Below are 12,679 nucleotides of genomic sequence, written 5' to 3' on the forward strand. Positions count from 1 at the left end.
TTTTTCGCTAATCTATATGTCGTCACTGTTCCATAGTTTGTGCCGACGTCTCAGCGCTCGCTGCGTCAATGCCCTTGCCATCGCGGCGCCTATTTCAGCGCTGACCACCAGTCCCTGAATAAACGGACGATCGTGCATTAACCACGGCAGCCCGCCAAAAGCGATGCGATTGCGGGCGTTTTCCGGCGCTTGCAGCGTGTAATCTTCGCCGATATCCGGGATCTCATCGCCACAGGCCAGCAGTTGATCGCGTAGCGATGGGAACGGGATATCTTTGCTCTGCAATGCCCGTTGTCCTCGGGCGTCAATAAACACATCAAATTCGCAGCGCTGACCGTGGTGGGAAATTACCGTCATTTCCTGTTCATTCATGCGCTCATAATCTGTGCCGAGCGCGAGGATCTCAATCAGCCCGGCTTCGTGCAGCGCCAGCAGTCGGCGAACTGACTCTGACGGGATTGCCGCATAGTTATCAATAAATACCCGCGCCAGTCCGCACCTGAAACGTTTTTCGTCGCGGGTATCAAGATGAGGGACTATCTCCTCGATAACCTCGTGCAGGCGCAGCAAGGTATAGCGCCAGGCGACGGTATGTTGTTTTTGCTTGTTGCGCTCAACTTCTACCAGGTTACGTCTCGCCCAGTCAAAAGGGTCATGTCTGAGCCTGTCGGCGAAATAGACTTCGGGGAACGTGTCGGCGTTAAGCGTCGCAAGCGCCACCTGTTGGCACCAGCCTGGCGCCGCGTCTTGCAGTTGTTGCACCATAAGCTGAAAGATGCGGTCCAGTAATCCGTTTTGGCCATGGGCAATGGCATCTTCAATCGCTTCTGGCGTCGCGATATTCAGCGATTCATACGGAAGGGGGCAGTAAAAATCCGCTTCAGGCAGTACCCCGCTGCGCGACATCAGGGTCAGCTTCAGGTTTTGACTGTCGGATTTAGGTGTGAATTGCAGTGAATGGTCGGTATTGGTAGTGAAGGTGCCATGCTGACTGGCCACAGCCATCGCGGCGTCGATAGCGCTTAGCGAGGTGCCCAGAATCCCTACCCGGCAAGCACCAATCTGCGCGTCCATCAGACCGGTCCACGGACTGGGGAAAAACTTGCGCGCCTGAGCATCCGTTTCAGGCCACAGATGACCAGTGGCGATAGCGGCGAAATCCACCTCAACGGGCTGTGACGCGTGGTTGATCCACAAAGAAACCCCATTCGGGTCTGCTCGCAGGTCGGTGACTTCGCTTGATTCATGTATGCGAATCGTGAAACCGGCTTGTTGCGCTTTCTCGACAATGGCTAAAAAACGATTGCGATAATAGTCGCCGAGGATCACGCGGGGCAAAAATTGCCGCTCATGCAAAGAGGTGCGTTCAATTTGAAACTGGGCCAGATAGTCATCACTTTGATTCTGAAGCCACGTCAGATAACTGATATAGATCGGCGGGATCTCAATGCTGGCTATATTTGCCAGCATGTGGTCTGCGTTGTTGTCGCTATTGTAAGGCATGCCGACGCCCGCCTCTTCAGCTTGCTCGTAAAGCTCTATTTCCAGCGGTTCACCGCGCTCAACCAGGGCATGAAACGTATAAATCCCGGTGGGACCGACGCCGACAATGGCCACTTTTTTCATGGGGATCCTTGTAGAAAGTTCGACGTGCTAGTCATGGATTATGTTTAATCTGCGCAGGGTAAGTGTGGTCGATAATTTGCGGGGAGAGTGAAAACATCAGAATTTTGCAACGCCTGACAGCATAAAAAAAGGCCACCCGGTACAGCCAGGTGGCCTTTTGCACATCAGATACCGGCCAATTACGCCAGCACTAAATCACCCTGCGGATGACAGGAACAAGCCAGCACATAACCTTCAGCGATTTCTGCGTCGGTCAGCGTCATGGTGCTGCTGACCGTGTAGTTACCGTCAACCACTTTGGTTTTGCAGCAGCCGCAAACACCTGCACGGCATGCGGCGACAACCGGAACCTTGTTGCTTTCCAGCGCTTCCAGCAGCGTACTGCCCACTGGCGCGTAGAACTCTTTCGCCGGCTGTAGCTTGGTAAACTTCAGGCCACTGGTGGCGGCTTCGGCAACAGGTGTGAAGAACTGCTCTTTAAAGAAGCGCGTCACACCCAGCGCTTTGACTTCTTTCTCGACCAGATCCATATACGGTGCCGGGCCACAGGTCATCACGGTACGCGAGGTCAGATCCGGTACGCTTTTCAGCAGTTCAGTCGTCAGTCGGCCGGAAACAAAACCTTCTGTGGCATTGTTTTCAGCAACTAATGTCACCGGATATTCGCGCCACTCGTCGGCAAAAATGACATCTTGCGGCGAGCGAACGTTAAAGATTACCTGTACATCCGCTTGTGGGCGGTACTTTGCCAACCAGCGACGCATTGACATGATTGGCGTAACACCACAGCCGGCGGCCAGCATCAGGAACTTGTCTTCCGCTTTATCTTCACAGGTGAACTCACCCATTGCATCCGACAGCCAGATATAGTCGCCGCGCTTCACGTCGCGGGTTAGCCACTGTGAACCTGCGCCATCGTCAATCCGGCGGATGGTCAACGTGATGTACTCGCTAACGCCCGGCGTTGAAGAAATGGTGTAAGCACGCAGTGTATCCGCTGAATTACGTACGCTGACCAGTGCATATTGCCCGGCGCGGTAAGGATAATAATCGTGGCACAGCAACGAAATTGTCCATACATCCGGCGTTTCCTGATGGATGTGGTGAACCTGCATCCGCCATGGGCACTGATGAGTTGGCATTGTCATTCTTTACTCCTTACGCGCTCAGCAGTTGCTTCATGTCTTCTTCAACGGTGGTCACGGAACGCAGACCAAATTTCTCGTTGAGAACTGCCAGCAGATCCGGTGTGAAGAAACCAGGTGCAGTCGGGCCAGTGACAATGTTTTTCACGCCCAGAGACAGCAGGGTCAGCAGAATAACAATCGCTTTCTGTTCGAACCAGGAGAGCACCAGAGACAGTGGCAGATCGTTCACACCACAGCCCAGTTTCTCAGCCAGGGTTACCGCCAGGATGATGGCAGAGTAAGCATCGTTACACTGACCAGCATCCACCAGACGCGGCAGGCCTTCGATATCTCCGAACTCCAGTTTGTTGAAGCGGTATTTACCGCAAGCAAGGGTCAGGATCAGGCAGTCATCCGGCACGCTGGTGGCGAAGTCGGTGAAGTAGTTACGTTCACCACGTGCACCGTCACAACCGCCAACCAGGAAGATGTGACGCAGTTTTTCGCGGCTCACCAGGTCGATCAGGGTATCAGCAGCGCCCAGCAGGGTCTGACGACCGAAACCTACGGTGATCAGGTGCGGGATTTCGCTGTACGGGAAGCCAGCCATCTGCTGTGCCTGAGCGATAACCGGACCGAAGTTGTCGCCTTCGAGGTGGCTCACACCCGGCCAACCGACGATGCTACGGGTCCAGATACGGTCGTCGTACGCGCCAACGGTCGGGTCGATGATGCAGTTAGAGGTCATGACGATCGGTCCTGGGAAACGGGCAAACTCTACCTGCTGGTTCTGCCAGCCGCTGCCGTAGTTACCGATCAGGTGCTTGAACTTACGCAGTTCCGGGTAGCCGTGCGCCGGCAGCATTTCACCGTGGGTATAAACGTTAACACCAGTACCTTCGGTCTGCTCCAGCAGGTTGTAAAGATCTTTCAGGTCGTGACCGGAGATCAGGATGCACTTACCTTCGGTTGCTTTTACGTTGACCTGAGTCGGGGTCGGGTGGCCGTATTTGGTGGTTTCACCGGCGTCCAGAATGCTCATCACTTTGAAGTTCATCTGGCCGATTTCCATTGAACACTCCAGCAGAGCGTTCATATCGGCAGGCCAGGTACCCAGCCATGCCATGATTTTGTGGTACTGAGCGTAGATTTCGTTGTCGTACTGACCGAGAACGTGCGCGTGCTCCATGTAAGCTGCCGCACCTTTCAGGCCGTACAGACACAGCAGACGCAGGCCGAGAATGTTCTCGCCAATGGCTGCTTTGTCTTTGTTCGGGGTAAATTCAGCGGCCTGACGTTGCAGGTCGCCCAGATCGTCGCTGACCAGTTGCAGATCGGCCATCGGGTTGGTGACCGCTGCGTTCGCGTCGATGTTCAGGCATTGCGCTTTCAGGGCGTCGCGCATGGCGATAGCTTCACGGGCATAGCCAACAATACGCGGGGAATCGAAGTTAACGTTAGTCAGCGTGGAGAAGAACGCACGCGGCGCAAAGTTATCAACCTCATGGTCGATGATGCCGTATTCACGTGCTTTAACAGCCCATGCAGACAGACCTTGTAGGGAAGCAATCAGCAGATCCTGCAAATCGGAGGTCTCAGCCGTTTTACCGCACATACCCTGCGCGTAAGAGCAGCCGTTTCCTGCCGGAGTACGGATGGTTTGTTCACATTGCACACAAAACATGGTCACACCTTTTAAAGTTATATTTAATATACATGTTTAAGATTATGCCTGTGCGCGAAGGGATAAAAGGGATTTCTACTACTACTTGCAGGGAGATTGATTTAGCGCAATTTTGGCGGTAGCTGACTACCGCCAGAGAGGTATTTGTTCCGGCGTCAGGCGGAGAAAAACGCCATCAGCAGAGGCACTAACAGACTCAGAATAAAGCCGTGGACGATGGCTGCTGGGACCATTTCCAGACCGCCGCTGCGTTGTAAAACGGGCAGGGTGAAATCCATTGATGTCGCGCCGCATAATCCCAGCGCGGTAGAGCGGCTGCGGCCCACCATTCCTGGAATCAACATAATGGCGATCAGCTCACGGGCCAGGTCGTTAAAGAAGGCGGCACTACCAATTACGGGCCCGAACGATTCGGTTAACAGAATACCGGACAGGGAATACCAGCCAAAACCTGATGCCATCGCCAGCGCGGTTTTCAGCGGTAGACCGAGGATCAAGGAATTGATAACCCCCGCCAGCATCGAACTGGCGACGACGACGACGGCCACGATCATCCCCCGACGGTTCAACACAATTTGCTTTAAGGTCATGCCGCTGTTGCGCAGTTGAATCCCCACCAGGAACAGTAAAAAGATTAACGTATATTCGCTGGCTTCGGTGGCATGCTGCAGAATGGGAAGCCCAGTGAGGCCGAGCAGGAAGCCGATGACGACGACGCCGCAAAGCTGAAGCGACTCAAGCGCCATTGCAATTCGCGAGGGGAGCTTTTCTTGCTTGTGGTTGTGTCTCCAGGGCAGCGAACGCTCCAGCCAGAACAGCGCCGCAATATTACACAGTATAATGACCGTCACGCTGACCGCAGAATAATGAAGAATGGCTAACAGGTTGCTGGCGAGATTATCCAGAAACGCCAGGCTAATACCCATAAAAAAGAGAATAAGGTAGACGATCCAGCTTAACAGGCGATTGATAAGTTGTAATGCAGCCCTGTGCCGGAGCGGAATAAGGTAGCCCACAATAAGGGGAACCAGAATGATTAACAGCCCTGAAAACATGAAAATCAGATCCTTGCTGAGAAGTAAGACGAAATGCGTCACTATAACCTAAATAATTCAAGTTGCAGGAAGGCGGCAAGGGAGTGAATCCCCGGGAGCGTACATAAGTACGTGACTGGGGGGAGCGAGCGCAGTCAACACATCTGCAACTTGAAGTATAACGGGTATACACACTACTCAATGCAAAGAGGGGAGTAAAGTTGCAAATAAAAGGAAATATAGAGAGGAAAAAAAAGACCTGACTTTCGCCAGGCCTTTTTGTTAGCGATTAATCGCGTTTTTCCAGCAGGGTGCGGTAAATAAGACCGCCGAGAACCCCACCGATAATCGGCATGACCCAGAAGAACCACAATTGTTGCAATGCCCAGCCGCCCTGGAAAATGGCTACTGCGGTACTACGTGCCGGGTTCACGGAGGTGTTGGTGACCGGAATACTGATCAAGTGAATCAGTGTTAACGCCAGACCAATTGCGATAGGTGCAAAACCTGCCGGAGCATGTTTATCGGTCGCGCCGTGGATCACTAATAAGAAACCTGCGGTCAGAATAATTTCAATGACGACGGCAGAAAGCATGGAATAACCGCCTGGTGAATGTTCACCAAAGCCGTTCGAAGCAAAACCACTGGCCGTTGCATCAAAACCTGCTTTACCGCTGGCAATAAGATACAGTGCCGCAGCTGCAACAATACCGCCCACAACCTGAGCAATAACGTAACCAATAACATCTTTTGCCGGGAAACGACCGCCAGCCCATAAACCGAAGGTTACCGCCGGGTTAAAATGTCCACCTGAAATATGACCCACAGCGAATGCCATGGTTAATACTGTCAGGCCGAATGCCAGCGCGACACCGGCAAATCCAATTCCCAATTCCGGGAATGCGGCTGCCAGCACTGCACTACCGCACCCACCAAAAACGAGCCAAAACGTACCGAAGAATTCAGCTGCTAATTTCCTGAACATAACCACCTCAATTAAAAGTTCCGGGTTCGTGTTCCTTGCCCGGTAATTCATCGCTAAAAGGGACGATGATGAAAGAGCGGGTATTTTAGAAAAAAATATCATCCCTTCGCCAGTTAAATTGATGAAAAAATTTGATTTAAGGCAATATGTTGCGATTCCTTTTTGAATCTTGGGTGAATGAAGCATAGTTCAATTAGCGAAAGGACGATGATTAAGTTCTGAAATTATATTCAGGAGAAAACATAAGAAGAATATTCTTATTTTTTTTGCTTTTACGATTCACGCCAGGTTGATATCGGGTGTCCTGAGCGCCCGCTTGCCGTTATACTCCTGATAACTTGAAGGAAAAAGTTAGCATTTCCGGAGGCTATATGATTCTCGAACGCGTTGAGATTGTTGGATTTCGCGGTATTAACCGTCTGTCGTTGATGCTGGAGCAGAGCAACGTGCTGATTGGGGAGAACGCGTGGGGTAAATCCAGTCTGCTGGATGCCTTGACCCTGCTGCTGTCGCCGGAGTCAGACTTGTATCATTTTGTCCGCGAGGATTTCTGGTTCCCGCCGGGTGATATACAGGGCAGGGAACACCACCTGCACATTATCCTGACGTTTCGTGAATCCCAGCCGGGTCGTCACCGGGTGCGTCGCTATCGTCCTCTGGAAGCCAGTTGGACGCCTTGCCAGGATGGCTATCACCGCATTTTTTATCGCCTGGAAGGCGAGTGTGCGGATGACGGTAGCGTTCTGACCTTGCGCAGTTTTCTTGACGGCGACGGCCATCCATTACCTCTCGATGACATTAACGATCAGGCGCGCCACCTTGTGCGTCTGATGCCGGTACTGCGTCTGCGCGACGCGCGATTTATGCGGCGGATCCGCAACGGTACCGTGCCGGACTCGGCGGATGTCGAAGTCACCGCCCGCCAACTGGATTTTCTGGCGCGTGAACTGGCTACCCGGCCGCAAAACCTGACCGACGGGCAGATCCGCCAGGGGTTATCGGCCATGGTTCAGTTGTTGGAGCACTATTTTTCCGAGCAGGGGGCTGGCCAGTCCCGCTACCGTCTGATGCGCCGTCGCTCCAATAACGAACAACGGAGCTGGCGCTATCTGGACATTATTAACCGCATGATTGATAAACCCGGCGGACGTACGCACCGGGTTATTCTGTTGGGCCTGTTTTCGACCTTGTTGCAGGCCAAAGGCACGCTAAGGCTGGATAAAGACGCCCGACCTTTACTGCTGGTGGAAGATCCGGAAACGCGTTTACATCCCATCATGCTGTCGGTGGCCTGGCACTTGTTGAATTTACTGCCTCTGCAGCGAGTGGCGACCACCAACTCCGGTGAGCTGCTGTCCCTTACGCCTGTTGAGCATGTTGTTCGTCTGGTACGTGAATCATCCCGTGTCGCTGCCTGGCGGCTGGGGCCGGGTGGGATCAGTGCAGAAGATGGTCGGCGAATCGCATTTCATATTCGTTTTAATCGTGCGTCATCGTTGTTTGCCCGCTGCTGGCTGCTGGTGGAAGGTGAAACGGAAACCTGGGTTATTAACGAACTGGCCCGCCAGTGCGGACATCACTTTGATGCAGAAGGGATTAAAGTCATTGAATTTGCCCAGTCTGGTCTTAAGCCGCTGGTTAAATTCGCCCGCCGGATGGGGATAGAGTGGCATGTGCTGGTCGATGGCGATGAAGCCGGGAAAAAGTACGCGGCCACGGTACGTAGCTTATTGAATGACGACAGAGAGGAAGAGCGTGAGCATTTGACCATGCTCCCCGCGCTGGATATGGAACACTTTATGTATCGCCAGGGATTTGCTGACGTCTTTCACCGGGTGGCGCAAATTCCGGAGAATGTGCCTATGAATATGCGCAAAATAATCTCCAAGGCGATACATCGTTCGTCAAAACCGGATTTGGCCATTGAGGTGGCGATGGAAGCCGGGCGGCGGGGCGTTGATGCGGTGCCAACGCTGCTGCGAAAAATGTTTTCCCGCGTGCTGTGGCTGGCACGCGGCAGAGCGGATTAGTGGCGAAACATCGACGACAGCTGCGAATGGATGCTGTCCAGTAGCTGATAGCGGCGGCGGTATTCTGCGCGTTTTTTGCTCGCAATATCCGCCTCGCTTTTTCGCGCCAGCGTGCGCGGAATATGATAGTACCCGTTGCTGTCGCACTCACCGCCAACCGACTCCCAAAAAGCGTTGTAGTCAGAATGGATCACCTTGTTTTTATCGTGGTAGCGTTGACTGCGAAAGATATGCTGTTCATTGCTTACAGCCATAACTTTTTCAATATTCAACTGTTCGGCTAAACGGCAAATGGTTTCCATCACAATACGTTTTGGGAAAATTCCATGGCAGGACTTCGTTGCTTTTTGGATTGCTTCGTGTGGTAGTTGCGCATTGCCCTGCACACCGCCAATAAATAATGTCCTTTTCCCATTATATTCGCAGAACGTAAACGTCATTTTGGTTAGCACGTCTCCGTGACCATTGCGCACCTGAATGGTGGCTTCACCCTCTTTATCCAGTACCGGAAACATCATCATGGTGATGGTAAATATATCGCCGTCTTTACCTTCGGTTTGCGCCAGATGTAAGCCGTCATTGCTTAATAAGGCGTTAAATTCAGCGGGTAAGAATGCGTGGCGGATAAAATGGTAATGAAAACGCACCGCATCTAAACGCATTTTGCGGGAGAAGTTTGCCGCAAGATAAGGACGGTGCAAACGAACCGGCAGTCGGGGTTGACGGGCGAGCAGGGGGCCAAGATCCGGCCATTGGGCCAGTTCAGTCATCCATTCCTGAGTGAGACGGGGTATCAATAATGAACGCCAGATAAATTTACGACGAAAGCTCCGTTTATCCCAGCAATGTGCGGGCCGTAAATGACCGCTGCTCAGGCTGAAAAAAAGGCCAAAACGCGTGACTGGTTTGGTGGAAAGAAAAGTGCTTTCAGTTAGCTGGCTCATAATATAAATCCGATTGATACCCTTGTACTAATTTCAGCACAGCGGATCTTAACCATTCATCAATAACTCTGTTATTCTTGCGCTTTTCAACGGCGATTTATTTAACGTTGATGATTAGCACTCCACTCTGGTGGACGTATTGGGGGTATTGGGACATTTATGAAGCTCAAGGGAAAAATCAAAAAACGCTATTTTCTGTTCGCCGTCATCCTTATTGTGGCGGTAATTGCACTTTGGCGAACGCTTAATGCGCCTTTACCTCAGTATCAAACATTAATTGTTCGACCTGGCGATCTGCAACAAAGCGTGCTGGCGACCGGTAAGCTGGATGCGCTGCGTAAAGTTGACGTCGGGGCACAGGTCAGCGGGCAGTTAAAAACGCTGTCGGTTGCGATTGGCGATAAAGTGAAAAAAGATCAGTTGCTCGGTGTTATCGATCCTGAACAGGCGCAAAACCAAATCAAAGAGGTTGAAGCGACGCTGATGGAATTGCGCGCCCAGCGTTTACAAGCCGAAGCTGAGTGGAAGCTGGCGCGGGTCACTCTCTCCCGCCAACAACAGCTGGCGAAAACTCAGGCCGTTTCACAGCAGGATCTCGACACGGCGGCCACCGAAATGGCGGTCAAACAGGCGCAAATTGGCACAATTGACGCGCAAATTAAGCGTAATCAGGCCTCTCTCGATACGGCAAAAACCAACCTTGATTACACCCGCATCGTTGCGCCAATGGCTGGCGAAGTAACGCAAATTACTACCCTGCAAGGGCAAACCGTTATTGCCGCCCAGCAGGCCCCTAATATTCTGACGCTGGCGGATATGAGCACCATGCTGGTAAAAGCGCAGGTTTCTGAGGCCGATGTAATTCACCTGCATCCTGGGCAAAAGGCCTGGTTTACCGTGCTGGGCGATCCGCAAACACGCTATGAAGGTAAGCTCAAAGATGTTCTTCCGACGCCAGAGAAAGTGAATGATGCGATTTTCTACTATGCCCGCTTCGAAGTTCCCAACCCGAAAGGGATCCTGCGTCTGGATATGACCGCGCAGGTCCATATCCAGCTCACTGATGTCAAAAATGTCCTGACCATCCCGCTGTCGGCGCTGGGCGATCCTATCGGCAATAATCGTTATAACGTCAGGTTGCTGCGTAACGGCGAAACCCGCGAACGTGAAGTGGTTATCGGCGCGCGTAATGACACCGATGTGGAGATCGTGAAAGGGCTGGAAGAGGGGGATGAAGTCATTACCGGTGAGGGCAACGCTGGAGCTGCAAAATGACAGCATTGCTTGAGCTGAGCCATATCCGCCGCAGCTATCCGTCAGGCGAAGGCCAGGTTGAGGTGTTGAAGGACGTATCCTTGAGCATTCAGGCCGGGGAAATGGTGGCGATTGTCGGGGCGTCGGGTTCGGGTAAATCGACGCTGATGAACATTCTCGGCTGTCTGGATAAGCCAACCAGCGGTACGTATCGCGTTGCCGGACGTGATGTCTCTACGCTGGATAGCGATGCGCTAGCGCAACTGCGTCGTGAGCATTTTGGTTTTATCTTCCAGCGCTATCACCTGCTGTCGCATTTAACCGCCGCACAAAACGTTGAGGTACCGGCGGTCTACGCGGGCACTGAACGTAAGCAGCGCCTGGCGCGTGCGCAGGAATTACTCCAGCGGCTGGGGCTGGGTGACCGGGTTGACTATCAACCTTCCCAGCTTTCCGGTGGTCAGCAGCAGCGGGTCAGTATCGCGCGTGCGCTGATGAACGGAGGGCAGGTTATTCTTGCCGACGAACCCACCGGTGCACTGGATAGCCATTCCGGCGAAGAGGTGATGGCGATTTTGCATCAGCTGCGCGATCGCGGGCATACGGTAATTATCGTTACTCACGACAGCCAGGTCGCCGCGCAGGCCGAACGGGTCATTGAAATTCGTGACGGTGAGATTGTGCGCAATCCACCGCCACAGAAACCCTCTGGCGGACGCGATATTGCGGAGCCAACGGTGAAAACGGCATCCGGCTGGAGCCAGTTTGTCAGCGGTTTTCGTGAAGCGCTTACCATGGCCTGGCTGGCAATGGCCGCGAATAAAATGCGAACGCTACTGACCATGCTTGGGATCATTATCGGTATTGCTTCGGTGGTGTCGATCGTGGTGGTAGGCGATGCGGCTAAACAACTGGTACTGGCAGATATTCGCGCTATAGGTACTAACACCATTGATATCTATCCAGGCAAAGACTTCGGCGACGACGATCCGCAATATCAACAGGCGTTGAAGTATGACGATTTGACGGCGCTACAGAAGCAGCCCTGGGTCAGTTCAGTAACGCCTGCGGTGTCGAAGAACCTGCGGTTACGCTATGGCAATATCGACGTTGCTGCCAGTGCTAATGGCGTTAGCGGCGACTATTTCAACGTCTATGGCATGACATTTAGCGAAGGGACCACCTTTAACGCCGAGCAACTGGCGGGGCGCGCTCAGGTGGTGGTGCTCGACAGCAATACCCGTCGTCAGTTGTTCCCCAATAAAGCGAAAGTTGTTGGCGAAGTCGTGCTGGTGGGGAATATGCCTGCCACGGTGATTGGTGTTGCAGAAGAGAAACAGTCGATGTTTGGCAGTAGCAAGATCCTGCGAGTCTGGCTGCCTTATAGCACGATGTCCGGGCGCATTATGGGACAGTCGTGGCTGAACTCGATCACCGTGCGAGTGAAGGATGGTTTTGACAGTGCCCAGGCCGAACAGCAACTGACCCGACTGTTGACGTTGCGCCACGGTAAGAAGGATTTCTTCACCTGGAATATGGACGGCATCTTGAAAACCGCCGAAAAGACCACACGTACATTACAACTCTTCCTGACGCTGGTGGCGGTGATTTCGCTGGTGGTCGGTGGGATTGGCGTGATGAATATTATGCTGGTTTCAGTAACCGAACGAACGCGTGAGATTGGCATTCGTATGGCGGTTGGCGCTCGCGCTAGTGACGTGCTGCAACAGTTCTTAATTGAAGCGGTGTTAGTGTGTCTGGTTGGCGGCGCGTTGGGCATTAGCCTGTCGATGCTGATCGCTTTTACGCTACAGCTATTTCTGCCGGGCTGGGAAATTGGATTCTCACCCGTCGCGCTGTTGACGGCGTTCCTGTGTTCGACTGCAACCGGTGTGTTGTTTGGCTGGCTACCGGCGCGGAATGCGGCACGTCTGGATCCAGTAGATGCTCTGGCGCGGGAATAATGCCACAGAGATAAAAATGCCAGCCGCAAGG

General features: G+C 52.9%; 9 protein-coding genes. 3 read left to right on the forward strand and 6 right to left on the reverse strand.

Annotated elements, in window-relative coordinates:
* Positions 1-12: 12 nt before the first annotated feature.
* From FDW94_RS09785 to aqpZ, 5 genes are all read right to left on the reverse strand, one after another.
* On the reverse strand, positions 13-1,626 hold the full coding sequence (locus tag FDW94_RS09785; protein WP_137377505.1) for an FAD-NAD(P)-binding protein: 1,614 nt from the start codon (positions 1,624-1,626) through the stop codon (positions 13-15).
* 179 nt (positions 1,627-1,805) lie between these two features.
* Entirely contained in the window at positions 1,806-2,774 is a 969-nt protein-coding gene (hcr, locus tag FDW94_RS09790) for an NADH oxidoreductase (RefSeq protein ID WP_003027256.1), read from the reverse strand.
* Between the two features lie 10 nt (positions 2,775-2,784).
* Complete coding sequence (gene hcp, locus FDW94_RS09795) at positions 2,785-4,437, reverse strand: hydroxylamine reductase (protein WP_008785224.1); 1,653 nt, start codon at positions 4,435-4,437, stop codon at positions 2,785-2,787.
* Positions 4,438-4,592: 155 nt separating this feature from the next.
* Entirely contained in the window at positions 4,593-5,492 is a 900-nt protein-coding gene (locus FDW94_RS09800; protein ID WP_103014216.1) for a lysine exporter LysO family protein, read from the reverse strand.
* Positions 5,493-5,760: 268 nt separating this feature from the next.
* Positions 5,761-6,456 (reverse strand): aquaporin Z, encoded by a 696-nt coding sequence (gene aqpZ / locus FDW94_RS09805; RefSeq protein WP_003840208.1) that lies wholly within the window; start codon positions 6,454-6,456, stop codon positions 5,761-5,763.
* 371 nt (positions 6,457-6,827) lie between these two features.
* Between aqpZ and FDW94_RS09810 the strand changes: the two genes are divergently transcribed.
* On the forward strand, positions 6,828-8,486 hold the full coding sequence (locus FDW94_RS09810; RefSeq protein WP_003834292.1) for an ATP-dependent endonuclease: 1,659 nt from the start codon (positions 6,828-6,830) through the stop codon (positions 8,484-8,486).
* Here FDW94_RS09810 and FDW94_RS09815 read toward each other — a convergent pair.
* On the reverse strand, positions 8,483-9,430 hold the full coding sequence (locus FDW94_RS09815) for a VirK/YbjX family protein (RefSeq protein WP_137377506.1): 948 nt from the start codon (positions 9,428-9,430) through the stop codon (positions 8,483-8,485). The two genes, FDW94_RS09810 and FDW94_RS09815, sit on opposite strands and share 4 nt — an antisense overlap.
* Positions 9,431-9,589: 159 nt before the next feature.
* Between FDW94_RS09815 and macA the strand changes: the two genes are divergently transcribed.
* Positions 9,590-10,705: a macrolide transporter subunit MacA gene (gene macA, locus FDW94_RS09820; RefSeq protein ID WP_008785219.1), complete on the forward strand. Its 1,116-nt coding sequence runs from the start codon at positions 9,590-9,592 to the stop codon at positions 10,703-10,705.
* Complete coding sequence (gene macB / locus FDW94_RS09825) at positions 10,702-12,648, forward strand: macrolide ABC transporter ATP-binding protein/permease MacB (protein ID WP_048215946.1); 1,947 nt, start codon at positions 10,702-10,704, stop codon at positions 12,646-12,648. Before macA ends, macB begins: the two co-directional genes overlap by 4 nt.
* The last annotated feature ends 31 nt before the right edge of the window (positions 12,649-12,679 follow it).

The organism is Citrobacter sp. wls757 (assembly GCF_005280935.1).
GTDB classification, from domain to species: domain Bacteria; phylum Pseudomonadota; class Gammaproteobacteria; order Enterobacterales; family Enterobacteriaceae; genus Citrobacter; species Citrobacter portucalensis.